The organism is Nocardia sp. NPDC004260, from assembly GCF_053603155.1.
Window position 1 is genome coordinate 57,077 of the sequence record NZ_JBSGEZ010000013.1, and the last position, 24,592, is coordinate 81,668.

Consider the following 24,592-nt stretch of genomic DNA (forward strand, 5'->3'; position numbering starts at 1 on the left):
AACTACTTCCCGGAGTAGCGCGCGTGCATGGCGGCTGCGGTCGCCGCGAGTCGAGCGCGCAACTGCGGTGGGTCGAGAACCTCGACGTGCTCGCCGAGCGGCAGCAGGCCGTGGGCGAGCACGTCGTAGGACTCCGACGGAACCACCAACTCGACCCAGCCTTCGGCATCGGGCGGTCCCGCCGAGGCCAGTGCCTCCGCGACCGCCGCCGGATCGTTCGTCAGCCGCAGCAGGCGCAGGTGGGTGGCGGCGATCCGGCAGCGCGCCCGCACGCGCAGCATCGAGCGCGCGAATTCGTCGGCGGCTTCGGACCAATGTGTGCGCAGATCGAATTGTGCTGGGCGGGAGAAGGTTTCGCCGGTCGGCTCGGCGGAGAGGATCCGGCCGACCCGGTACGAGCGCGGTGTGGACCCGCTGCGCGCGACCAGGTACCAGGTGCCCGCCTTGAGCACCAGACCGAGCGGGTCGAGCAGGCGCTCGACCACTTTGTCGTTGCGGCCGTAGCGCACTCGCAGCCTGCGGTCGTGCCAGAGCGCGTCGGCGATCGCCGCGAGCATCGGCGTCTCGTCCGGCCGGTGGAACCAGCCCGGCGCGTCGACGAGCACCCGTTCGGCGATGCGCGTCGCCCGCCCGCGCAGTTCCGGCGGTAGCGCGGCGAGCACCTTCAACTGCGCGGTGGCCAGCACGGTGCCGAGCCCGAGATCGGCGGCGGCGCCGGGCAGACCGGTCAGCAGCACCGCGTCGGCTTCGTCGGTGGTGAGGCCGGTGAGCCGGGTGCGGTAGCCGTCGACCAGCCGCACGCCGCCGGCCCGGCCCGGCTCGCTGTAGACCGGGACACCGGCCGCCGAGAGTGCCTCGACGTCGCGGTAGACGGTGCGCACCGACACCTCCAGTTCCCTGGCCAGTTCGGGCGCGGTGAGTCTGCCCCGCGTCTGCAACAGCAACAGCAGCTGCACCAATCGACTGGCCCGCACGTAGGCGAGACTAGCCGGAAACCTGGACAGGAGATGGCAAGTATTCGCCGTACCGTCGCCGTATGACCACTTGGAGCCGGTTCACCGAAGAAGCGCCGCACATCGCCGAGATCTTCCTGCGCAGGCATCGCGCGGCGGGCAATCTCTGCATGCTCGGCACCATCCGTTCCGACGGGTATCCACGGATCAGTCCGATCGAGCCGCGCGTCTTCGACGGGCTGCTGGTGATCGCGGGGATGCCGGGCACGACCAAGTTCCGCGATCTGGCGCGCGATCCGCGCTTCTGCCTGCACACCGCCACGGTGGACACGAACGTGTCCGACGGCGACGCCAAACTCTTCGGCACCGTCGTCGAGCTTCCCGACCGCGACGTGCACGTTCGCTTCGCCCAGCACCTGTTCGACGAGACCGGTTTCGACATCAGGGGCCAAGAGTTCGACCACTTCTACGTCGCCGATCTCACCGGCGCGTCGACAGTGGAGGTCGCGGGCGACCACCTCGACATCACCATCTGGAAGCCGGGTGAAGGCGAACGCGTGGTGCGCAAGCACTGACCCGGGGCCGCCGCCTCACTCCGGCGCCGTCAACTGGGCGGCGATCGGGCTCGGGACCGGGACTCCGCGACGGCGCAGGTCTTCCAGGAATCGGCGGACGAGAGGATCGCCAGGGGTGGCGGTGAGGCAGACGACCTCGCGCACCAGGGGCGGACGCAGGCTGCGGACGGCGCCGGAGAACGTGGCCGGCAGCGCGCTGGTCGGCACGAGTGCGGTGCCGAGTCCGGCGGCGGCCAGCTGGGCGGCGGTGCTGGCCTGCCGGGTCCTGGTGGACGCGGTCAGCGTCACGCCCTGGCCTGCCGCGATTTCGTCGAGCCAGGCGCCGAGACCGTTGTCGGAGTGGTAGTGCACCACCGGTTGCGCGGCGATGTCGGCGAAAGTGACCGTCGCCGTGGGCTTTCCGGCAGCCTGCGGCGATACCGCGACGATCTCCTCGCTTCCGATCACCACGAGGCGGCCCTCCCAGCGGGACGGCCGCGGGCCGAGGGCGAGGTCGGCCGTCCCGGCGGACACCATCTCGGCCATGGCGTCCGCGCTGGACAACTCGGCCAGCACGAGGTGTACCTCGGGACGGCGGCGATGCCAGGCACGCAGCACAGGCGCGAGCAGGCTCGCGGACATGCTGTCCGCGCAGGCGATCCGCAGCTGTCCTCGCGCGCCCGCGGCGACGGCGCGCCCTGCCGTGACCACACGTTCGGCGGCGGCCACGGCGGCGCGCGCGTCCGCGGCGATCGCGCGGCCCGCCGCGGTGGCCCGCATACCGCGCGGCAGCCGCTCCAGCACCGGCGTGCCGAGCTCGCGTTCCAGCGCGGCGATCTGATGCGACAGCGCGGGCTGCGACAGATGCAGCCGGGCGGCGGCTTCGGTCACCGATCCGGAGTCCAGCACGGCGACCAGGCACTCCAGCGCGCGCAGAGTAGGCATTCGAGAATTTTATGGCAAAGCCAGAAAATATCGATCTCACGACGGGATGGCCGATGGTCTCCCTGCTTGTTCCTTCTCGGTGGGGGCGACACCTACCGAGGAGGCAACTCATGACAGGCACGATGCATGGCAAGAAACTCGTCATCGTCGGCGGTGCGTCGGGCATCGCGCGACAGATCGCGCGAGACGGCGCCGCCGAGGGTGCGGACGTGGTGCTCGCGGGCCGGGACGAGAACGCCGTCGCCGCCGCACGGCGGCAGGTGGCGGGCGAGACACGTGGTCGCGCGACGATCCATGCCCTGCGCATCGATCTCGGCGACGAGGACTCCGTCGTCCGGGCGGCCGAGGAGATCGGTGAACTGGACTATCTGGTGTCGGTGGCGGCGGCGCACGCGAACGGTCCCGTGGCCGAGTTGGACCGCGCGGCGGTCGTGCGGGCCTTCGACGCGAAGGTGATCGGTCCGATCCTGCTCGGCAAGCACTTCGCCGCCCGGATCAGGCCGGGCGGTGCGCTGCTGCTGTTCTCCGAGGTCGCCGCATGGCGGCCCGCGCCGGGCCGGACGGTGATGGCCGCGACCAACGGCGCGGTGCGTTTTCTCGCCGAGGCGCTGGCGGTCGAGCTGGCGCCGGTCCGGGTGAACGCGCTGTCGCCGGGCATCGTCGACTCGGGCGCCTGGGACGGTCTGGGCGAGCGGAAAGAGCATTTCTTCGAGGAGGTGGCGGCTCGCAATCCGGCGCGCCGGGTCGGAAGCACCGCCGACATCTCCGCCGCGGCGCTGTCGGCACTGACCAATCCGTTCATGACCGGGACGACCCTGCACGTCGATGGCGGCGGCCGCCTGGCGTGAGCGCGGGCCGTCAATCGCTCCGGCGTGGTTGCCCACCGAGTTCGGCGCGCCGACGCGCCAGGAAACTGCGCTCGGCGGCATTCTCGGTGCGGGCGATGGCGGCGTCGTAGGCGGCGGCGGCCTCCTCGGTGCGGCCGAGCCGGGTCAACAGGTCGGCGCGGATGGCATGGAACAGGTGGTACCCCGCCAGGGGCAGGGCGTCCACCTGTGCCAAGGCCGTTGCCGGACCGTCTATTTCGGCGACCGCCACCGCGCGATTGAGCGTGACGATCGGACTCGGCGTGAGTGCGGCGAGCTGGTCGTAGAGCCGCAGGATCTGGGTCCAGTCGGTGGCCGCGGCGGCGGGGGCGTCGGCATGCACCGCGTTGATCGCCGCCTGCAGCTGGTACTGCCCCGGCCGGTTGCGGCGCAGGCACTGCCGGACGAGCGCGTGTCCTTCGTCGACGAGGTCGCGGTCCCACCGGCTGCGATCCTGCTCCGCGAGGGGGACGAGAGAGCCGTCGGCACCCGTGCGGGCGGCCCGGCGGGACTCGCTCAGCAGCATCAGCGCGAGCAGTCCGGTCACCTCGGGCTCGTCCGGCATCAGCTCTGCCAGCAAGCGCCCGAGGCGGATGGCCTCGGCGCAGAGGTCGGCCCGGACCAGCCGCGCGCCGGAGGAGGCGGTGTGCCCCTCGGTGAAGATCAGATACACGACGGCGAGTACCGCGCGCAGCCGGGCGGGCAACTCGGCGTCCGCGGGCACCCGGTAGGGAATGCGGGCATCCCGGATCTTGCCTTTGGCGCGCACCAAGCGTTGCGCCATGGTCGCTTCCGAGACCAGGAAGGCGCGGGCGATCTCGGCGGTGCCCAACCCGCCGAGCAGCCGCAGGGTCAGTGCCACCCGCGCCTGCTGCGCGAGGGCGGGGTGGCAGCAGGTGAAGATCAACCGGAGGCGGTCGTCGCGCACGGCGCTCATGGGCTCCAACGGTTCGTCCTCGGCATGCAGGAGTGCGGCCTGCGCGTGCCGGTCCGCCCGGGAGGCGTCGCGGCGCAGGCGGTCGATCGCTCGGTTGCGGGCGGTGGTGATGATCCAGCCGGGCGGGCTCGGCGGGACACCGTCGGCGGGCCAGCGCTGGACGGCGGCGGCGAACGCGTCCTGCACCGCGTCCTCGGCGACGCCGATGTCTCCGAACACGCGGATCAGGCTCGCCACCGCACGGCCGTAGTGCTCGGCGAACACCGCTTCGATCACCGAGCCGGTCACGGCCTCGCTCATCTATTCGTCTCGGATCGGACGGACTTCGATGGGCAGAGTGACGACGGCGGCGAGCCTGCGGCCCCACTCCAGGGCCTCGTCGAGATCGGCGGCGCGGATGACGGTGAACCCGCCGATGTGCTCCTTGCCCTCGACATACGGGCCGTCAGTGATCAGCATGTCGTCGCCCTTGGCGCGCAGCACGGTGGCGGTGCTCGGGGCGTGCAGGCCCGCCGCGAACACCCAGGCTCCCGCCGCCCGCATCTCGTCGTTCAGCGCCGCGAGATCGCGCATGATCTGGTCCAGGTTGTCCGGCACGCCTTCGTCGGGCTGGTAGATGCCGAGCAGATAGTTCTTCATTCCGTCGTCCTCCCGCACGCACGCCGGTAGGTGGTGATGACGACACCGGTGCCGGTCACCACGGTGTCGACCGACCGCAGACCGACCGGCCCCACGCCGTCGAACAGGCGGCGACCGGTGCCGAGCACCAGCGGGTGGGTCAGCAATAGGTACTCGTCCACGAGATCGTGACGCATCAGAGAGCGCAACAGGTCACCGCTGCCGAGTACCACCAGGTTCCGGTCCGGCTGCCGCCGCTGTATTCCGGGCACCGCCGTCGCCGCGTCGCCGCCGAGCCAGGTCGAATTCTGCCAGGCCAGCGGCCCGCTTCCGGTACGCGAGGCGACGATCTTCTCGGTTTTGTCCAGCGCATCGGCCATCGGATCGCCGACCTGGCGGGGCCAGTATCCCGCGAAATCCTCGTAGGTGCGCCTGCCGAGCAGCAGCGCGCCGCGGTTGGCCGCCATGTGCCTGCCCATGACCTCCGCCTGCACCGGGTCGTCGTGCCGGTGTGCCCAGCCGCCGTGGGCGAATCCGTCCCTGTCGTCCTCATCCGCCCGGCCGGGCGCCTGCATGACGCCGTCCAAGCTCAGATGCTCCACCGCGATGATCTTGCTCATCTCCGCTCCTTCCGCGACCGGCGCGGCGCCGGTCTCACCCAGTACACGAACGGACGACCGGCGTATCGACAGCGAGCGCGGAATACTTTTCCACCCAATTTCTCCCGGCACCGCGGCATCGGGCGGATTCACCGGTCAGGAGCCGGCGGGCAGGAGGCGTTGGATGTCGGAATAGCTGACGATGCCCGGCGTGACGGGAGCGTCGTGCCGCACGGCGCGGGCCACGTCCACCGCGGCCGACAGCGCGGCGCGGTAGAGCAGCGATCCGGTGCTGATCCGGCGGACACCCAGGTCTGCCAGCGTCGCGATGCCCGGGCCGGTGGCCGAATAGAGGACGTTGACCGGCAGCTCGGTCGCCGCCACGATCCGCTCGATGCGGGCCGGGTCGGCCACGCCGGGCACGAACACGCCGTCGGCTCCGGCCGCGGCGTAGCGCCGCGCTCGCTCGTGTGTGGAGCCGTGGTCGAGGCCGAGCCAGTAGGTGTCGACGCGGGCATTGACGAACAGCTGCGGTGTGCGGTCCTTGATCGCGCCGATCAGCGCGGCTTGGTGCCGTGGGTCGGCCAGAGCGGAACCCGCGCGGCCGTCCTCGAGGTTGATACCCGCGATCCCGCAGGCGGCGAGTTGTCCGGCGAAATCGGCGACCGCTTCGGGCCGCTCGTCGAATCCGCCCTCGATGTCGACGGTGATCGGGATGGGCAGCCGGCCCAGGCGCCGGGCGGCGTCGAGGGTCTCCGCCTTCGTGACGCCCGCACCGTCGGCGAGCCCCGCCGCGGCGGCCACGCCCAGGCTGGTGGTGCCGATCGCCGGGAATCCCTCGGTCGCCAGCAACGCCGCCGAGGCGAAATCCCAGGCGTTCGGCAGCACGAGGGGCAGGTCGCGGTGGTGCAGGGCGCGGAAGGTCTCGAACTTTGTCGGCGCGGGCGCCGCCGGAGAAGACGAAGTCATGCCGCGACCGTAGCCACGGGACGTTTCGGCGCCCGCCGAAACGACGACGCGCAATGATGAGGTGATGTCCGATCGAGGAGCCGAACTGGCGGGCCTGGCCGCCCTGCTCGCCGACCGCACCCGCGCCGACATCTGCCTCGCGCTGCTGGACGGACGGGCCTGGACCGCGGGCGAACTCGCGCGCCATACCGGTGTCGCGCCGTCCACCGCGACGCAACACCTGGACCGGCTGCGTGACGGCGGGCTGGTGATCGAGCATCGGCAGGGCAGACACCGCTACCTGCGGCTGGCCGGGCCGCGGGTCGCGGACCTGCTCGAGGCCATGGTCGCCCATCTCGGCCCGCCCGCAGCCCCGGCGACCGGGCTGCGCACCGCGACCGCCGCCGCCGCGCTGGCCCGTGGCCGCACCTGTTACGACCATCTCGCAGGCCGGTTGGGTGTGGCGGTCACCGACGCCATGACCGCGCAGGGCCTGTTGCGCGGCGACAGCGGGTTCGGGCTGACGGAGTCCGGTTCGGCGTGGCTCACCGGGCCGATGGGCGTCGACCCCGCCGCGCTGCGCGCTACGCGACGGCCGATCGTCCGGCCGTGTCTGGACTGGACCGAGCGCCGCGTTCATCTGGGCGGCGCGGCGGGCGCGCAACTCTGCCGCCGCATGATCGAGCTGGCGTGGATCAAGCGGATCGGTAGCGGACGCGCCGTGCGCGTGACGGCGCGGGGCGAGGCCGGGCTGGCGGAGACGCTGGGCATCGCCCCCGAACTACTGCGCTGACCTGCGGCGGATCGAGGCGCCGTAGCTCGCGTGGCCGATGCAGCGGGCGCGCCGTTTCGCGTGACGACGCGGCGGGTATCTGGTGGTCGTGAACCGCTCCCGGCGACCAGGCTGTGAATGAGCTTGCATAGTCATGCATAATCATCACATGGTTGATTCCTCGGGCGGACCCGCCGTGCGGGTCGCGGTAGCCGGTGCCAGCGGGTACGCGGGCGGCGAAGTGTTGCGTCTGCTGCTGGGGCATCCGGCCTACCGAACCGGGCGCCTCGTCATCGGGGCGCTGACCGCGGGCTCCAACGCGGGCACCCCGCTGGGGGAGCTGCAGCCGCATCTGCTGCCACTGGCCGATCGGGTGCTCGCGCCGACCACGGCCGCCGAGCTGGCCGGGCACGACGTGGTCTTCCTCGGCCTGCCGCACGGCCAGTCCGCGGCCATCGCCGCCGAGTTGCCCGAGTCCACCGTGATCATCGACTGTGGCGCCGACTTCCGGCTCACCGACCCCGAGGCCTGGGAGAAATACTACGGCAGCCCACATGCGGGCAGCTGGCCCTACGGGTTGCCCGAGCTGCCCGGCGGCCGGGAGAAGCTGCGGGGCGCGACGCGGATCGCGGTCCCCGGCTGCTATCCGACCGTAGCCAGTCTCGCGCTGGCTCCCGCCGTCGCCGCGGGCATCGTGGAGCCCACCGTGCACGTGGTCGCGGTGAGCGGCACTTCCGGAGCGGGCCGCAAGCTGGACATCGGGCTGTTGGGGTCGGAGGTGATGGGTTCGGCGCGGGCCTATGGGATCGCGGGCGCGCACCGGCACACCCCGGAGATCGCGCAGAACCTCACGGCGGCCGGCGGCGCCGACGTCACGGTGTCCTTCACGCCGGTACTCGCGCCGATGCCGCGCGGCATCCTGGCCACTTGCACCGCACCGATTCGCGTCGACGCGGCGCAGGCGCGCGCGGTCTACGAAAAAGCCTATGCCGACGAGCCTTTCGTGCACCTGCTGCCGGAGGGAGTGCTGCCGCAGACCGGGTCGGTGCTCGGCTCCAACGCCGTCACCCTGCAAGTGGCCGTGGACGCCGACGCGGGCGTGCTCGTGGTGATCGGCGCGATCGACAACTTGACCAAGGGCACCGCGGGAGCCGCGGTGCAATCGATGAACCTGGCCCTCGGCTTCGAGGAGACCGAAGGACTTTCCACCGTAGGAGTGGCACCGTGACATCGACCGACACCGCCAGCGGCAAGCTGGTCCGCACCCAGGGCGTGACCGCACCGCTCGGCTTCCGCGCGGCGGGCATCGCCGCGGGCATCAAGGTCAGCGGCAAGCCGGACCTGGCGCTGGTGTTCAACGAGGGGCCGGAGTACCCGGCCGCGGGCGTGTTCACCCGCAACAAGGTGAAGGCCGCTCCGGTGCTGTGGTCGCAGCAGGTGCTGACCGGCAAGCGGCTGCGCGCGGTGATCCTGAACTCCGGCGGCGCCAACGCCTGCACCGGCCCGGGCGGCTTCCAGGACACGCACAAGACCGCCGAGGAACTCGCCGCCGCGCTGAGCAACTGGGGCACCGAGACCGGAGCGGGGGAGATCGCGGTCTGCTCCACCGGGCTCATCGGCGACCGGCTTCCGATGGACAAACTGATCCCCGCCGTCACCGAGATCGTGCACGAGATGGGCGGCGGCCTGTCCGGCGGCGCGGATGCCGCGTGGGCCATCATGACCACCGACACGGTGCCCAAGGAGGCGGCGTTCCACCACCGTGACAAGTGGAACGTCGGCGGCATGGCGAAGGGCGCGGGCATGCTGGCCCCGTCGCTGGCGACCATGCTGGTGGTGCTCACCACCGACGCGGCGGTGACCGCCGATCAGCTCGACCGCGCGCTGCGCAACGCCACCGCGCGCACCTTCGACCGGCTCGACGTGGACGGCTCCTGCTCCACCAACGACACCGTGCTGCTGCTGGCCAACGGCGCCAGCGAGGTCAGCCCGAGCCAGGAGGAACTGGACGCTGCCGTGCTCGCGGTCTGCGACGATCTGGCCGCCCAGCTGATGGCCGACGCCGAGGGCGTCACCAAGCGGGTGCTGGTCACCGTCGCGGGCGCGGTCAGCGAGGAGGAGGCCGTGGCCGCGGCGCGCACCGTCGCCCGCGACAGCCTGGTCAAGACGGCGCTGTTCGGATCCGACCCGAACTGGGGGCGGGTGCTCGCGGCGGTCGGCATGGCGCCGGTGACGTTGGACCCGAACCGGATCTCGGTGTCGTTCAACGGCAAACCGGTGTGCATCGATGGCGTCGGCGCGCCCGGCGCACGCGAGGTCGATCTGTCCGGCGCCGACATCGAGGTGCTGATCGACCTGAACGTCGGCTCCGCGCGTGCGACCATCCGCACCACCGACCTCTCGCACGGTTACGTCGAAGAGAACTCGGCCTACAGCTCATGACCAGCCATGTGTTGCACACGCTTTCGGCGTTGGACAAGGCGCACGTCCTGGCCGACGCCCTGCCGTGGTTGCAGAAGTTCCGGGACAAGATCGTCGTCGTGAAGTACGGCGGCAACGCCATGATCGACGACGACCTCAAGCGGGCTTTCGCCGCCGACATGGCGTTCCTGCGCACGGTCGGCGTGCACCCGGTGGTGGTGCACGGTGGCGGCCCGCAGATCAGCGCGATGCTGAAAAAGCTCGGGCTGCAAGGCGAATTCCGCGGCGGCTTCCGGGTGACCACCCCCGAGGTGATGGACGTGGTGCGGATGGTGCTGTTCGGTCAGGTCGGCCGCGAGCTGGTCGGCCTGATCAACTCGCACGGCCCGTACGCGGTGGGCATCTCCGGTGAGGACGCCGGGCTGTTCACCGCGACCCGTCGCACGGTCGATGTCGACGGCGAGCCCACCGACATCGGGCTGGTCGGCGACGTCACCGAGGTGAACCCGGATGCCGTGCTGGATCTGATCGGGGCGGGCCGAATTCCCGTGGTGTCGACCATCGCCCCGGACGCCGACGGCGTGGTGCACAACATCAACGCCGACACCGCCGCCGCGGCGCTCGCCGAGGGCATCGGCGCCGAGAAACTGGTGATGCTCACCGACGTCGAAGGCCTGTACACGAACTGGCCGGACCGGTCGTCGCTCACCTCCAGCATCGATTCGAAAGCATTGGCCGAGTTGCTCCCACGCCTCGATGCGGGCATGGTGCCCAAGATGGAAGCCTGCCTGCGCGCCGTGACGGCCGGGGTGCCGACCGCGCATGTCATCGACGGCCGGGTCGCGCACGCCGTGCTGCTGGAACTGTTCACCGGAGAAGGAATCGGAACGATGGTGACGCCCGCCCCGCTCATCCCGAACGGGTCCGGCGCGCCGAACGGAACGAAACAATGAGCACAGCTGAACTGCAGCAGCGGTGGTCCGCCGCGCTGATGAACAACTACGGCACACCGAAGGTCGCGCTGGTCCGCGGCGCGGGAGCCGTGGTCTACGACGCGGACGGCAAGCGCTACGTCGATTTCCTCGGCGGCATCGCGGTCAACAGCCTCGGGCACGCGCATCCGGCGATCCTGGAGGCGGTCACCCAGCAGCTCGGCACGCTCGGGCACGTGTCGAATCTGTATGCCAGCGAGCCGGTCGTCGAGCTGGCCGAGCGGCTGCTCGCGCACTTCGGCGACGGCGAAGGCCGGGCGTTCTTCTGCAACTCCGGCACCGAGGCCGTCGAAGCGGCGTTCAAGATCGCGCGGCTGACCGGGCGGCCCAAGCTCGTCGCCTGCGAGGAGGCCTTCCACGGCCGCACCATGGGCGCGCTCGCCCTCACCGGGCAGCCGTCCAAGCGCACCCCGTTCGAACCGATGCCGCCCGGCGTCGTGCACGTGCCCTACGGCGACGCTGCGGCGCTGGAGGCCGCGGTCGACGAGGACACCGCCGCGGTGTTCCTCGAGCCGATGATGGGGGAGAGCGGCGTGGTGGTACCGCCGTTCGACTACCTGGCCAAGGCGCGGGAGATCACCGCGCGCAAGGGTGCGCTGCTGGTGCTGGACGAGGTGCAGACCGGCATCGGCCGGACCGGGAAGTTCTACGCCCACCAGGCCGTCGGCATCGTCCCGGACGTGATCACCCTGGCCAAGGGCCTCGGCGGCGGACTGCCGATCGGCGCGGTGCTGGCCACCGGGCGGGCGGCCGATCTGCTCACCCCCGGCATGCACGGCACCACCTTCGGCGGCAATCCGGTGTGCGCCGCGGCGGCGCTCGCGGTGCTGCGCACGATCGATGAGACCGACCTGCTCTCGCACGTCGAGTCGGTCGGCAAGCGGCTCAGCGACGGCATCGAACTGCTCGAGCATCCGCTCATCGATCAGGTACGCGGTGCGGGCCTGCTGCTGGGCATCGTGCTCACCGATCAGGTGTCCGCACAGGTCGAAGCGCGGGCGCGGGAGGCGGGCTACCTGGTCAACCCGGCCAAGCCCGACGTGATCCGGCTGGCGCCGCCGCTGGTGCTCACCGAGACCCAGGCCGACAATTTCGTCGCCGACCTGCCGGGGATCCTCGACGCCGCGCTCGCGGACGCGAAAGGGGCTGCGACGCAATGACTTCCGTGCGGCATTTCCTGCGTGACGACGATGTCAGCCCGGCCGAGCAGGCCGAGATCCTCGCCCTCGCGGCCGAACTCAAGAAATCGCCGTTCGCGCGGCGCCCGCTGGAGGGTCCGCGCGGCGTCGGCGTGATCTTCGAGAAGAACTCCACCCGCACCCGGTTCTCCTTCGAGATGGGCATCGCCCAGCTCGGCGGGCACGCGGTGGTCGTCGACGGTCGCGACACCCAGCTGGGCCGGGAGGAGACCCTCGGCGACACCGGCCGGGTGCTGTCCCGGTACGTGGACGCCATCGTGTGGCGCACCTTCGAGCAGTCCCGGCTGGACGAGATGGCCGCCACCGCGACCGTGCCGGTGGTCAACGCGCTGTCCAACGAGTTCCATCCCTGCCAGGTGCTCGCGGACCTGCAAACGCTCGCCGAGCACAAGGGCGACCTGACCGGTCGCGAACTGGCCTACTTCGGCGACGGCGCCAACAACATGGCGCACTCGCTGCTGCTCGGCGGCGCCACGGCGGGTCTGAACGTGACCATCGCCGCGCCCGCCGGGTTCGAGCCGCAGCCGTGGGTGGTGGAGGCCGCGCGCAAGCGTGCCGCCGAGACCGGCGCCACCATCACGGTGACCGGCGACCCGGTCGCCGCGGCGTGGGGCGCCGACGCGCTGGTCACCGACACCTGGACGTCCATGGGGCAGGAGAACGACGGCCTGGACCGGGTGGGTCCGTTCCGTCCGTTCCAGCTCAACGCCGAACTGCTCGCGCACGCCAAGCCGGACGTGGTCGTGCTGCACTGCCTGCCCGCGCACCGTGGCGAAGAGGTGACCGACGAGGTGCTCGACGGGCCGCACAGCGTGGTGTGGGACGAGGCGGAGAACCGCCTGCACGCGCAGAAGGCGCTGCTGGTCTGGCTGCTGGAGCGACGATACGGGGGCTCGGCGTGAGCGGTCCGGCCAGGAGGCGGCAGCGGAGTGTGTCCGGCTCCGCTCGTGCTGGAAGGGCGCAGCGTGAGCGAGGGCGTATTACCGGCGTGGCCATGCTCGTCGGGCCCAGCGGGGCCGCCTGGAGCGAACCGGACCCCGGCGAGATGCAGCCGGTGAGGGAGTGTCAGCCAGGGCGCAGCGCTCAGCCGCGTACGCCGATCCTGCGCCCTAGCGAGGCGCGGTCGTGAGCGTTTCGCAGTCGGAATCGGGACGAAGCGGCCCGGCCATCGCGCGCACCCGCGCCGGGCGGCAGTCGCGCATCATCGAACTGCTGTCGGCGCACGCGGTACGCAGCCAGACCGAACTGGCGGCGCTCCTGGCGGCCGAGGGCATCGAGACCACCCAGGCGACGCTGTCGCGGGACCTCGACGAACTCGGTGCGGTGAAACTGCGCGCGGCAGACGGCGGCGCGGGCGTCTACGTGGTGCCAGAGGACGGCAGCCCCGTCCGCGGTGTCACCGGCGGCACCGACCGGCTGTCCAAACTGCTCGGCGACTTGCTGGTCTCCACCGACGCCAGTGGCAACATCGCGGTCCTGCGCACCCCGCCGGGCGCGGCCCACTACCTGGCCAGTGCCCTGGACCGCGCGGCCCTGCCGTACATCGTCGGCACCATCGCGGGCGACGACACCATCGCCGTCATCGCGCGCGAACCCCTGACCGGTGCGGAAGTAGCCGCGAAGATCGAACACCTAGCCTGATCCGTCCCCGACTCCGTGCCTGATTCGTCGAACCGCCAACGACCTTCTCTCGAACTGCGTGAGTAGATCCATTGGTCCTCCCTCCCGAGGTGGTGGTACGTCGGCAGGGCTTCCGGCAGCTGCTCGACGACTCCTGCACACATGAGCTGAGGAATTCGCTGGTCAGGGGCACATTTCTTTGGTCGTCGCACCGGGTCGCCGTGGACCGAGACGTAAGATACGGAAGTGTCAGGGTCAGCAACCCGTCAATGGGGGGCATGACGTGTCAGTCCGATGCCGACGAGCGGCCAACGGTCCTCCGCGGAACCCGACCAGCGGGGTCTGCGAAGGCGACGTGAGGTCGCCATCGGTAGCTGGGGGCAGCCGGGGGAAAGCATCATGACCTTCCCATTGGTGCGGCCGAGCAGCGGCCCGTCCGAGCAGAGATCGGCCCCTCGTGGCTGGAGTGTCGTGGACCCGCCGCAACGGCCGGTGTTGTTTGTCAACCCGAAGTCGGGCGATGGCGCGGCCGGCCGCGCGAGGGTTGCTGAACGAGCACGGGATCTCGGGATAAAGGTGATCGTTCTCGATCCCGGCCAGAGCCTCACCGAACGCGTCGAGGAGGCGGTGAGGCAGGGCGCGGACGCGCTGGGGATGGCTGGTGGCGACGGGTCCCTCGCGGTCGTGGCAGCGGCCGCCGCCGGGCAGGGGGTGCCGTTCATCTGCGTCCCAGCCGGGACACGTAACCACTTCGCGCTCGACCTGGGAGTGAACCGGCAGGACGTGGCGGGCGCGCTCGACGCGTTCACCGATGGGGTCGAGCGCCGGATCGACCTGGCAGAAGTGAACGGCCGCGCATTCGTGAACAACGTTTCGCTGGGGATCTACGGTGAGGCGGTCCGCCATCCGGCTTATCGCGACGCCAAGGTGCGCACTCTTATGGAAACGGCCGATCGGGTGGCCGGCCCCGGTGGAAGGACGCCGGCGCTGCACCTCGTCGACGACGTAGGCCGGCAGCACGCTCAGCTCGCCGTTGTGCTGGTTTCGAACAACCCCTACGCGTTGGGCCCTCCAGTCCTGGGCAGTCGCCCGTCGCTCGAGAGCGGCCTACTTGGCATCGTCGTTCTCGACGCACCGGATGCCGGGCGGCGTCCTCCAGGGCGCGCTTGGAGCGCACCGGACTTCGAGGTCTTCGCCCCCGCGCCCGTGCACGCGGGTATCGACGGCGAGCCAGTGGTGCTGGACGCGCCGCTCAGGTTCGTCATTCGCCCGGCAGCGCTCCGCGTGCGCATCTCGTCCCGGCATCCTGGCGCCTCGCCCTCCGCTCGCCTGCGACCCGCAAGGTCCCCGAGGAGCGCTTCACCGTCCGTCCGCAGGCAGGCGTCGGAGTAGTCGGCCGGGTACGACGCCTCTCCGCCTCGACGACCGATACCTGCGGCCGCGTACGCCCGCCACCATGGCCGACGTTCCGGCTCCGAGGAGCGAGCCGAGCACGACGTCACCGGGGTAGTGCACGCCGGTGTGCACCCTCGAATAGGCCACCCCGCCGGCGAGCAACCGGATCGGCACTGCCAGCGCCGGGTAGTGCCGACCCACCGTGTAGGCGAACGCAAAAGCGGAGGCGGCGTGACCGGACGGGAAAGACGCGGACTCCGGCATGGGAACGAGACGTGCTTCGAACGGGTCCGGGTCGGGTCGCTCCGGACGCCGCCGATGGGCAAGAGGCTTGATGCCGAGATTCACGGTCGCGGACGTCGCACCGATCGCGAGCACACTCTCCAGCGCCACCTGGCGTCCACGTCCACCTCCGAGGGCGGCGATCACCGCAGCGATGCCGAGCCACAGACGTGAGTAGTTGGCCGCCTTCGAAAGTCGGCGAAAGGCATCGTCCAACTGAGGCGTGGGAGTCACCGCCACGGCTCGGTACGCCGCTCGGTCGACCGCTCCCAGCTCGCGCAACGCTTCCGCCCACGGGGACCTCGCACCCCGCTGGTCCTCGACCTTCCTTGCGATGGTGTCCCCGACCGTCTGCTGCTTGTCGATCCGCTCCGGCATAAGGTGATCGTAGGTCGAGGGCTGCTACCGCCGATCGACCAGGGCGCGAGAGCCCGTACAGTTGCTGCTTTGATAACCGGCGGAAACAGTTAGCTTGGGGGCCGTTGAATTCGATCCGGTTGACAAGCGAGCCCACCTGCCGACTGCGCGGTCCTGTCGCCGATGGACCGGCCCCGAATCGGGTCGGCCCGTTCGGTCGATCGCACACGTCCTTGTATTACCCCGAGATGGTGGAGTGAACCGTACTCACTCGGCGAGTGCGCGCACCCTTTCGAAGAGATCGACGATTCGTGTGAGAGTGTCGAGATTCGTGAGCGCCTCTGGAATTCGGCGGAACAGCCGAGTCCACCTGCCGGTGGCCCGTTCGAGGTCGGGTTCGGATTCGCCGAGGGCTTCGATGACTTCATCGACATCGGCAGGTTCCGCGTACGGACCCTCGGTGTCGGTGAGTAGTGCTCGGAGCGCGATCAATTCGCTACGCAGCTGAGCGATTGTCGTCTGCAGAGCGTCCAGGTCGCCGCCGCCGTTCACCGTGACTCGTCCGTGTATGGCCCCGGAATTGCCGGAACCGCCGATGTTTCCCGCGACGACATTGCCGCCGCCGATATTCACGCCGTTATCGGGCATTCTCGAGTACTCCTAGTCGTTTCGCTCTTTGTCCTGGCGGTGGATCGGGCCGAAGTCATCCTGCGGCCGGTGTGCCGATGACATCGGCGGATCCAACGGTGCCGGAATTGCCGCTGCCACCTATGCTCCCCGCCACCACCGTGCACCCGTCCATGACCGTCGCATTGTTGATCTGGGTGACCATCGCGGTGAAGGTCCCGGTGGCGATGCCCTTCGATGCGAGAAACCGCTGGATCGCGTCCAGCACGCGGCGCTCGAGAATCTTCAGGTACTGGTCGGCATCTGCCTCCTGGAAAAAATGCGGGAACGCGATGCCCGCGCCGATCTCGCGTACGGTCGCCGCCGCACCGAAGGCATGGGCAGCCTGGGCGGGCGTCCTCGTCAGCCCGTGGCCGTAGCCGAGTACGTCGCGAACCCAGGTCGTAACATCGGCGACGCGGGAAGGCACCGTCGTCGGCAGCAGCGCCATCTCACCGAGGGCCCGCCACAGGGACCGGGCCATCGTCGCGCCGGGCGGCGTGTCGACTGTTCGGTAGGCTGCGGCGACCGGCGGCAGGACGAATCCGTTCCACTCCAAGTAGAGAGTGCGCCGCTCGTACCCGACGTGCAGGTAGCCCGCGACCGCAAGCTGTCGTTCCCAAGCTTCGACCCGGAAACAGCGGTACAGGCGCAGCCATTCCGGTGAACGATTCAGCAACCCGTGCCAGTATGTGTCGGCCAGTAGTGGATTGCGGCCCGCCGTCAGTTCGTCGGCGAAGAACGTGGCGTCGGCGTAGTGCCGAAGGTGTCCCGCGGACACGAAAGCCGTGTCGGTGATGGTCAATCCGGCGAAGCGACCGCCCGGCGTGATATCGGGCGACTTCCGGATGGCGTCGACGTCCTCGGCTACGAAGTTCTGCAGATCCGCGGCGGTGAACTCGCCGATTTCCGCATCCGGCTTCGCCGCGGGATCGTCGGAGTGCAACTCGATCGCCTGTGACCAGGACCGGACTCTGGCGCCCGCGCCGACAAACGGCCGATTGCCCCGGTATACGACCACATTGCGCGGCATCGGGTGGGTGGCGCGTCGTTCCTCTTGGGCGATTCTCTCCAACCGACCGGCGAATTGTCGGCAAGCCCAACTGACGAACGGGCGTGGCGGCGTGTCCGGATGGAAAAAGCCGAATTGGAAGCACCGGTCGGCGAGCACCCAGGGTAGAAAGCGCTGCACGAACAGCACGCAGTACATCGCCACCGTCACGAGGAGCAGGGCGAAACCACTGGCGATGGCGACGAACGATGTCAGGCCGTCGGTGAAACTCAGGTCGGGGCTGTCGCTGAACCCTTTGCCGAATCCGTCGCCGCGCCGGGAGCGGCTCGTATGACTTTCGTCGGATCCGAACATGAGCAGCAGGGTCAGTGGAAAGCTCAGCGCGAGCACAAAGATCCACGACAGCGGTAGCCACAGCAGCGCGGTCGACCACCACGGCGGCGGTGTGCTACGCGCTGGCCGCCGTCCGGTGTCCGGACCATTCTGGCGCCGCATCACGCGAGCGACGATCCGGGCACTGACCCGCCATGCTAGCCCCGAGGCGAGCCAAATCACGATGAGTCCGCTTCCGAGGACGAGGAATGCCAGCAGCAGAACGAGCAGCAGGGCGTTCCCGATCCGCCGGGCGGTCTGTGCGGCGACGGCTTCTCTGAGGACGACATCGGCGCGAACGCCCGGTGACGGCACCACCACCCGGAACGGCTCGGTCAGGAACTCCTCGACGAGCGTGTCGGCGAGTTGTGGATGCAGGTGCGCCGCGGAGGCCAGGTAACGGGTGGCTTCGTCCTCCGGGACGATAACTGGCCCTGATCTCGGTGCCGCGCTGATCTGCTCCTGTACCACCTAATGCCCCCATTCGATGAAAGTCGTTCTCGCGCAGACACTATCAGCATCGGCGATGCGGTCGGCAGTGTTTTGCCCGGCCGTTGGATAACAAGGCCGGCAGTTTTCCAGGGCGGTCGCCGCGCGAGCATCGGGCCAGTACCGTTAGCGGGCCGTCAGCAAGCACACCGCCCACAGACCTGTGCGGCCTCCCCTTCGAGTTGCACTCGATGATGCCGATCGACCGATACGCGAAGCGAATCCTGATCGCAAATGGGTCGGCCAGGTTTCATGACGTGAGCGCCGTCGCGGACGGCTGCACCGGCAGGCGTCCTGATCCGCCTCAGCCGTGTGCCGCAGTGCTCTCGGCTGGGGCAGGCAGCGCAGTGGTCCGAATGTTCTTGACAACAGCGACGATTCGATCTACATCTTCTTCGGAGAAGATGTCCTCCGGCCCAGTCGGCGCCACCCCCTTGAACGGCTGTTCGTAGAGCGCGCCCACTTCGATCACGCCGTTCTTCCTGATGTACTCAGTGAGCAGGTTCAGGAAGTGGAGCTGGCTGGCGGTGAGATTGCGGCCGGTGTGGAATTCATCGAAGGCGGTCGCGGCCGCCGTGGCGTCGAGGCCGGTGAGCGAACGCAGGAACAAGCCGAGCCCGCCGTGGGTGGTGGCGGCGTGCTCGATATCCTCGGCGGTGCCGAACCCGTTGTCGAGAAAGATCTTTTCCAGTTCGCTGAGGTCGGCCGAGGTGATCTGCTTATTGCGCAGGAGCTTCTGCACAGCGAGCACGTCCTCGTGGCTGCGCAGGTAGGTGCGGACCTTCGATTCGAAGCGCGCCATGCCCTTGCCGCCGCCGGGTAGCACGGCTATCGCGACGTCGCTGACATCGCCGAGTTCATCCCGGAAATCGGTGTAGAGCGGATTCTGGGCGCCTTTCGGGGGGATCGCCTTGACCAATCCCCGCAGCCGTCGGCGCAGCGTTTCGAGCATGGGGAGAGTGACGTCCTCCCACCACGCGTCGCCGGCCACGTCTTCCAGGAACTCGTGTCGCTGTCGGATGGCGGTGATGCTGTTCAGGCCCGGGTCGAGCAAGGCATTAGCGATCTCCTGGACCTTCTCCCGCAACCCGTCGTAGTTAGCGTCGTCGGTGAGATACGCCAATTGCAGTCGCAGCGCGAGCAGATCGAACCTCTTGGCCGCCGGGCCGGGGTCGTCGTCGGTGAACTGGGTGGGCAGTCCGGCCAGCTTGCCGACCTCAACCCGGATCTCGGGAGTGACGATGTCCCAGCTCTCCCGCTCGGCGAACTTCTCGACGTACCGCAGCTCCTTGCGCACCTCGACGTTCTGGGTGTTCATGCTGGCCACCTCAACCCGCAGCCGTTCAGCGAGCTGCCACCGCACGTCGGGCAGGCTCTCCGGTTCGCCGTCCGGGATGTCGGTGGGCCGGTCATCCGGCGAATGGAGACGGTCGAGGTTGTGCAGCAGGTCGGCGCGGGCCTCGAACACTTTCTCGCTCATCGACGCCTGAGTGCGTCCTTCGGCGGTGGGCAGGTCCTGGTTGAAGTACTCGACGTTCTGGCACAGGTCGAACACCACGAACCGTTCCTTGTCCAGGTTCGGCGCGTACAGGTCCGGGCACAGCCGCGTGCCGCGACCGACCATCTGCCAATACTTGGTGCTGGTGCGCACGGCCTTCGCGAATACGAGGTTCGCAACTGCGGGCACATCGATGCCGGTGTCGAGCATGTCGACCGAGACCGCGATGTGCGGTGCCTTCTCCGGGTTCTCGAACTTGTCGATGAGGCTTTGGGCGTGGCTGACGCTGTGGGTAATCATCTCGATGAAATCGCCCGGCAGGTCGGGATAGAGCACGCGGAATCGTTGCACGATCAGTTCGGCATGCCGGTTGTTGCGGGCGAAGATGATCGTCTTGCCGATCCGTTCCCCATCGGCGACTCGGTCGCCTTGTTCCATGAGCACGAGCAGCATCTGGTCGATGGTGTCGTGGTTGAACAAGAACTGGTTCAACGCGTGCGCATCGACCGCTTCGGGAATGTCCTCGTCATCGCGCCACTCGAGGTCTTCCCAGTACGCCTTCTCTTCATCGGACAGTTCCGAGTAGCGGATGCCGGAGCGCAGGAACTTCAACGGCACCGATTTCGCCACCGGCGGGACCAGATAACCTTCGTCTACAGCCTGCTCCAGGTCGTAGACGTCGGTTGGCACCCCTTCTTCGAGGTGGAACAACCGGTAGGTGTTGCGGTCGATCTCGTTCTTCGGCGTCGCGGTCAATCCCACCAGCAGCGAATCGAAGTGCTCGAAGATCGCGCCGTACTTCTGGTACACCGACCGGTGCGCCTCATCGATGACCACGAGATCGAAGTAGCCCGGACCAAAGGGACGCTGTTGGCTGTCGTCGATCTCGTTGATGAGGTTCAGCATCGTCGGATACGTGGACACGTAGACGCGGGCGCTGCTGTCCTTCTCAATGAGCAGGTTCACCGTCGGCACGCTCGGCAGATGTGTCTTGAACGCGTTCGTCGCCTGCGACACCAGCGCCTGCCGGTCGGCCAGGAACAGCACCCGCTTCACCCAACCGGCCCGGATGAGCTGATCGACGAGCCCGATCACGGTGCGCGTCTTGCCCGTTCCGGTCGCCATCACCAGCAGGGCTTGCCGTTGCTTGTCCTTCTCGAACGCCTCTCCAATGCGCCGGATCGCCCGATGCTGGTAGTGCCGGTTCACGATGGCGTCGTTGATCGGCTCGGTGGCGAGGACCCTGCGCCCCGCCCGCCGACGGATGAGCGTGCGCAGCTGGTCTTTGGTGTAGAAGCCCTGGACCGGGCGCGGCGGATAGAAGGAGTCGTCCCAGACCTGCGTGTCGTAGCCGTTGGTGTAAAAGATGATCGGCCGTTGCCCGTGCTGCTCTTCCAGTGCATCGGCATACAGCGAGGCTTGATACTTGCCCGATTCCACACTCTTGGATGTGCGCTTGGCCTCCACCACGGCGAGCGGTTTGCCGTTGTCGTCCCACAGCACGTAATCGACTTTGCCTTTGCCGCTGTCGGTCGGCATACCGGTGACCGGGTATTCGCGGTCGTCGGGCCCGTCCAGCGCCCACCCCGCCTCCTGCAGTAGAAGATCAATCAGCTGGCTGCGGGTCTCCGCTTCCGAGTAGTCGTGCCGGTCCGGAACCGTGGCGTTGGCCGCCTTCGCCGCCTTCACCTCGGCCCGCAGCCGCTTGACCTCGTCGTCCAACTCCTTGCGCTGTCGCCGCTCCGCCGCCAGCTCCGCCTGCTGCGCGGCGAACTCGGCCGCCATCTGCTGAACCTCGGCGTACTTCTTCCGCTGCACCTCGGCAGGCACGGGCCGGGGAATCAGTGAGGTGTCGAACCGTTGTCCGTCGAAGGGCTTCCCCTCCTCGGTGCGCGCATACGTTCGCCCTAGCCAATAGAGCACATGGAACAGCTCGCCGACCGCACCCACCGCGTCCTGCGCTGGCACCTCACCAGCCCGATGAACGGCTATGTTCCCGCGCCGCCGCACCACGTCCATCTTCGTGACGATCACCGACCCCGCCACCTGCACCAGCGTCGGTTCCTTGATCTTGGCGCTCAAGTCATCCCGATACGGAATCCGCAACGTATCGTCGGCCTTGAACAGCCAGTTGACCGCCAGCTCCAGAGCCCGGCGGGCAAAGAAGCACGACACCCGCGGATCACCCACCGCGCTCCGCTCCGCCCGCCTGGCCTCGGCGTACAGCTCCGGCCACTCCGCCTGCAGGAAGTCGAAGTTGCTGTCGGTCACGAAAGGTCCTCCCCCTCAGAGATCTTTCAGGTCATCTTGCCAGAGTTCGCCGCGGAAGGCGCGGGATTGGATGGAGGCGAAGAGGCTGTCGAGGTGGGCAAGATGAAGCAGATGCGACTCAGCCTGCAGTTCAATGATTTTCATCCGGCAGCCGAATCTAGTCTGCTCCGAAATAGGTGCCACCGGAATCTGTATGGACTCAAGTGCGGTTTGGTTGATCTTAAACGTGCCATTAGTTGTGCGTGCCTTAGATTCGATCTGTCGGCGGATTGCTGACTGTTTCCAAACGTGCTCAAGATAGTATTTATTGATGGAATCTAAATCCATTCTCGAAGCAATGATGGTGTCCGGAAACGCTGTATCCCGCATATTGTAACCGGGAAAGGATCCTCGGCCGACGAGGGAGATATTACCGTTGCCGCGGCATACGAGAAAATCATCGTCGCAAACAGATTGACGCTCTGGTGGAGTGCCTATGAAGGTGGATACCTTTACGGCGTCTGGATCAAATCTTTTCCCTGTAACGGCGGACAACGTCAGAACTCTGGCTAACACTTTGCCATTTTTCGAAGGTGAGATGCCGTTTCGGGCGGGTTCTCTAACTAGGTCTTTGAATTGTCGGATCGGGAACCGGTTTGAGTTCGACTCGGTATCGCCGAACATGTCGAGGAAAATGGATTCGGCGAGGTCGTCGAGTAGGGCGATGGACTTGCGCCGCTTCTCCCGCAGTGCATCCACCCGATCCAGCACCTCCGCAACCTGCCGCTGCTCGGATAGATGAAGCAGTGGGATTGTGGTCCCAAGTAAGGCTTCTCTACCCAGGGTCGCTTGATTCACCCATTGTCGACACATCGCTTTATATGTGCCGCGTTGGAATTCTGAATTCAGCCAGCGTGCTAAATAGCTTGGATCGAGTTTTGAAGTGTCAGCCCGAAGGCGAAGGAAGTGATTGCTGAATACTGTGGGCTCGCTCAGGTTGCTGACTCTGACGGTCTTCCCCACGAGATCAGGGCTGTTGGTTGCATTGAACAGCACATCTCCTTCTCGCAGGAGAGCTCCAGGAATACCTTTATGGTCCGGGGGGACGAGTCTTTTCTTAGTCGTGTCGAGTCGACCGTCTCGGGTGACGTTGTTCATGCGAATCTGAAACACACCGTCGGGTTGTTCTTCACCGCATGCGAAACCGGGCTTTGCCTCTTTAACTACCTCGGCTAAATGCACCTTTCGTGGTTGACTCATGCGAGCATCCCCTTGAGGTCCGACATTCCTTGCTGAATATCTGCCTCGACGGACTCCAACTCTTCGATGATCTCCAGCGGTGGCCGATGCTCCACTTCCTGGTGAACTATCTCTTTGTATCGGTTCAGGCTCAGGTCATAATCCTGAGCCGCGATCTCGGCCTTTGGCACACAGAAGCTCTGCTCAGTCCGGGTTCGGTCGCGTTCGCTAGTGGTTCTCCGCGACCAGCGGGCGAGCACATCGGGGAGGTTGTTTTTGGCGTACTCGTTGGCGTTGAGAGTTGCTTTGACCCCCAATTTTTCGTCGCCTAGCAGTGGGGTGCGTTTGTCGTCAAGGCTGAACCCGTCGGAGGTAACGTCGTAGAACCACACGTGATCAGTCTCGTCGTCCTTGGTGAAAAACAGGATAGCCGTGGACACCCCAGCGTACGGCTTGAACACCCCGGAAGGCAGTTTGACCACGGCGTCCAGGCCGTGCTCTTCCACAAGAAGCTTGCGCAAGTCCTTGTGCGCTTTGGTCGATCCGAACAGCACCCCATCGGGCACGATCACCGCCGCCCGCCCGCCCGCCTTGAGCAGGCGCAGAAACAAGGTGAGAAACAGCAGCTCAGTCTTTTTCGTCTTGACCACTTGGAGAAGATCTTTGGCAGTGGTCTCGTAGTCAAGGCTGCCAGCGAAGGGCGGATTGGCGAGGATAATCGTATAGCGACCTGCTTCTCCGGCAACGGACTCGGCGAGAGAGTCGCGATAGCGAATATCAGGGTGCTCGATTTGGTGCATGAGCATGTTCATGCTGGCGATGCGCAGCATGGTGGAGTCGAAGTCGAAACCGTGGAACATGCTGCGGTGGAAATGATCCTGCTGCGCGGACTCGAGCAGTGCTTCGCGGTGGGTGTTCCGGATATATTCGGCTGCGCCGACGAGGAAGCCTGCGGTGCCGCACGCCGGGTCGCAGATCTCGTCGTTCGGACCAGGTGCCATCATCGCGACCATCAGGTCGATGATGTGGCGCGGGGTACGGAACTGTCCGTTGTGGCCCGCGGTGGCGATCTTGGACAGCATGTACTCGTACAGGTCGCCCTTGACATCGCCGCCCTCGCTCAGCGGCAGTTCATCGAGCATGTCGACGGCCTTGGTGAGCAGGCTCGCCGTCGGGATGGTGAACCGGGCATCCTTCATGTGCTCGCCGTAGGTCGACTCTTCCCCGCCGAGCAACCGCAACCAGGGAAACACGTCGTCGCGGACAGTCCGCAGCAGCTGATCCGGCCCGAGCTCGCGGAACTTCGACCAGCGCAGCGGCTCGGTGTCGGCATCGTAGATCGGATTCTCGATCGGCCGCCCGCTGCGGTTGGCCTTGCGCTCCTTGGCGATCTGTAGGTCATCGAGACGCTTGAGGAACATCAGGTATGTGATCTGCTCGATCACCTCCAGCGGATTCGAGATGCCACCCGACCAAAACGCGTTCCACAGCTGGTCGATCTTGCTCCGCAGTTCCCCTGTGATCATGGGATGAGGTTATATCGGAGGGCGCCGACAGGTTGCAGAGACCGAGGGTTCCGTCGCGCAGCGTGCGGCGGTCTGCTCGGGA

The 24,592-nt window shown here is 67.7% G+C and carries 22 protein-coding genes; 10 read left to right on the forward strand and 12 right to left on the reverse strand.

Annotated elements, in window-relative coordinates; all coding sequences use genetic code 11:
* Positions 1-2 precede the first annotated feature (2 nt).
* Entirely contained in the window at positions 3-974 is a 972-nt protein-coding gene (locus ACWEO7_RS10300; protein WP_452422426.1) for a helix-turn-helix transcriptional regulator, read from the reverse strand.
* 62 nt (positions 975-1,036) lie between these two features.
* On the opposite strand from ACWEO7_RS10300, the gene ACWEO7_RS10305 reads away from it, so the two are divergent.
* A complete protein-coding gene (locus tag ACWEO7_RS10305; protein ID WP_452422428.1) occupies positions 1,037-1,528 on the forward strand; it encodes a pyridoxamine 5'-phosphate oxidase family protein in 492 nt (163 codons plus the stop codon).
* 15 nt (positions 1,529-1,543) lie between these two features.
* Here the strand turns inward: ACWEO7_RS10305 and ACWEO7_RS10310 are convergent, their stop codons facing one another.
* A complete protein-coding gene (locus ACWEO7_RS10310; RefSeq protein ID WP_452422430.1) occupies positions 1,544-2,452 on the reverse strand; it encodes a LysR family transcriptional regulator in 909 nt (302 codons plus the stop codon).
* Between the two features lie 110 nt (positions 2,453-2,562).
* Between ACWEO7_RS10310 and ACWEO7_RS10315 the strand changes: the two genes are divergently transcribed.
* A complete protein-coding gene (locus ACWEO7_RS10315) occupies positions 2,563-3,300 on the forward strand; it encodes an SDR family oxidoreductase (RefSeq protein WP_452422432.1) in 738 nt (245 codons plus the stop codon).
* A 10-nt stretch (positions 3,301-3,310) separates the two neighbouring features.
* On the opposite strand, the gene ACWEO7_RS10320 is transcribed toward ACWEO7_RS10315, so the two are convergent.
* From ACWEO7_RS10320 to ACWEO7_RS10335, 4 genes are all read right to left on the reverse strand, one after another.
* On the reverse strand, positions 3,311-4,555 hold the full coding sequence (locus ACWEO7_RS10320) for an RNA polymerase sigma factor (protein WP_452422433.1): 1,245 nt from the start codon (positions 4,553-4,555) through the stop codon (positions 3,311-3,313).
* Positions 4,556-4,894, reverse strand: a complete 339-nt coding sequence (locus ACWEO7_RS10325; RefSeq protein ID WP_450024171.1) for a YciI family protein — start codon at positions 4,892-4,894, stop codon at positions 4,556-4,558.
* Positions 4,891-5,493: a dihydrofolate reductase family protein gene (locus ACWEO7_RS10330; RefSeq protein ID WP_452422435.1), complete on the reverse strand. Its 603-nt coding sequence runs from the start codon at positions 5,491-5,493 to the stop codon at positions 4,891-4,893. Before ACWEO7_RS10330 ends, ACWEO7_RS10325 begins: the two co-directional genes overlap by 4 nt.
* Positions 5,494-5,628: 135 nt before the next feature.
* Positions 5,629-6,441 carry an isocitrate lyase/PEP mutase family protein gene (locus tag ACWEO7_RS10335; RefSeq protein ID WP_452422437.1) on the reverse strand — a complete coding sequence of 271 codons (813 nt, stop codon included), beginning with the start codon at positions 6,439-6,441 and terminating at the stop codon, positions 5,629-5,631.
* A gap of 64 nt (positions 6,442-6,505) precedes the next feature.
* Between ACWEO7_RS10335 and ACWEO7_RS10340 the strand changes: the two genes are divergently transcribed.
* The 8 genes from ACWEO7_RS10340 (at position 6,506) to ACWEO7_RS10375 (ending at position 14,816) form a co-directional block, all read left to right on the forward strand.
* Entirely contained in the window at positions 6,506-7,213 is a 708-nt protein-coding gene (locus tag ACWEO7_RS10340) for an ArsR/SmtB family transcription factor (protein WP_452422439.1), read from the forward strand.
* A gap of 148 nt (positions 7,214-7,361) precedes the next feature.
* Positions 7,362-8,420 carry an N-acetyl-gamma-glutamyl-phosphate reductase gene (gene argC, locus ACWEO7_RS10345; protein WP_452422441.1) on the forward strand — a complete coding sequence of 353 codons (1,059 nt, stop codon included), beginning with the start codon at positions 7,362-7,364 and terminating at the stop codon, positions 8,418-8,420.
* Entirely contained in the window at positions 8,417-9,634 is a 1,218-nt protein-coding gene (gene argJ / locus ACWEO7_RS10350) for a bifunctional glutamate N-acetyltransferase/amino-acid acetyltransferase ArgJ (RefSeq protein ID WP_452422443.1), read from the forward strand. Before argC ends, argJ begins: the two co-directional genes overlap by 4 nt.
* On the forward strand, positions 9,631-10,566 hold the full coding sequence (gene argB, locus ACWEO7_RS10355; protein WP_452422445.1) for an acetylglutamate kinase: 936 nt from the start codon (positions 9,631-9,633) through the stop codon (positions 10,564-10,566). Before argJ ends, argB begins: the two co-directional genes overlap by 4 nt.
* The gene (locus tag ACWEO7_RS10360) at positions 10,563-11,765 is read left to right on the forward strand and encodes an acetylornithine transaminase (protein WP_452422447.1); all 1,203 of its coding nucleotides are present in this window, start codon (positions 10,563-10,565) and stop codon (positions 11,763-11,765) included. Before argB ends, ACWEO7_RS10360 begins: the two co-directional genes overlap by 4 nt.
* Complete coding sequence (gene argF, locus ACWEO7_RS10365) at positions 11,762-12,706, forward strand: ornithine carbamoyltransferase (protein ID WP_452422449.1); 945 nt, start codon at positions 11,762-11,764, stop codon at positions 12,704-12,706. Before ACWEO7_RS10360 ends, argF begins: the two co-directional genes overlap by 4 nt.
* A gap of 223 nt (positions 12,707-12,929) precedes the next feature.
* Positions 12,930-13,445 carry an arginine repressor gene (locus ACWEO7_RS10370; protein ID WP_452422451.1) on the forward strand — a complete coding sequence of 172 codons (516 nt, stop codon included), beginning with the start codon at positions 12,930-12,932 and terminating at the stop codon, positions 13,443-13,445.
* Positions 13,446-13,895: 450 nt separating this feature from the next.
* A complete protein-coding gene (locus ACWEO7_RS10375) occupies positions 13,896-14,816 on the forward strand; it encodes a diacylglycerol/lipid kinase family protein (protein ID WP_452422453.1) in 921 nt (306 codons plus the stop codon).
* Here ACWEO7_RS10375 and ACWEO7_RS10380 read toward each other — a convergent pair.
* From ACWEO7_RS10380 to ACWEO7_RS10405, 6 genes are all read right to left on the reverse strand, one after another.
* The gene (locus ACWEO7_RS10380; protein ID WP_452422455.1) at positions 14,784-15,479 is read right to left on the reverse strand and encodes a phosphatase PAP2 family protein; all 696 of its coding nucleotides are present in this window, start codon (positions 15,477-15,479) and stop codon (positions 14,784-14,786) included. The two genes, ACWEO7_RS10375 and ACWEO7_RS10380, sit on opposite strands and share 33 nt — an antisense overlap.
* Before the next feature lie 246 nt (positions 15,480-15,725).
* The gene (locus tag ACWEO7_RS10385) at positions 15,726-16,106 is read right to left on the reverse strand and encodes a hypothetical protein (protein WP_452422457.1); all 381 of its coding nucleotides are present in this window, start codon (positions 16,104-16,106) and stop codon (positions 15,726-15,728) included.
* Positions 16,107-16,161: 55 nt separating this feature from the next.
* The gene (locus ACWEO7_RS10390; RefSeq protein WP_452422458.1) at positions 16,162-17,979 is read right to left on the reverse strand and encodes a hypothetical protein; all 1,818 of its coding nucleotides are present in this window, start codon (positions 17,977-17,979) and stop codon (positions 16,162-16,164) included.
* Between the two features lie 322 nt (positions 17,980-18,301).
* Complete coding sequence (locus tag ACWEO7_RS10395) at positions 18,302-21,766, reverse strand: DEAD/DEAH box helicase family protein (protein WP_452422460.1); 3,465 nt, start codon at positions 21,764-21,766, stop codon at positions 18,302-18,304.
* Positions 21,767-21,781: 15 nt separating this feature from the next.
* Entirely contained in the window at positions 21,782-23,005 is a 1,224-nt protein-coding gene (locus ACWEO7_RS10400; RefSeq protein ID WP_452422462.1) for a hypothetical protein, read from the reverse strand.
* Complete coding sequence (locus ACWEO7_RS10405; protein ID WP_452422464.1) at positions 23,002-24,510, reverse strand: type I restriction-modification system subunit M; 1,509 nt, start codon at positions 24,508-24,510, stop codon at positions 23,002-23,004. The genes ACWEO7_RS10400 and ACWEO7_RS10405 overlap by 4 nt, the downstream gene beginning before the upstream one ends.
* Positions 24,511-24,592: the final 82 nt, after the last annotated feature.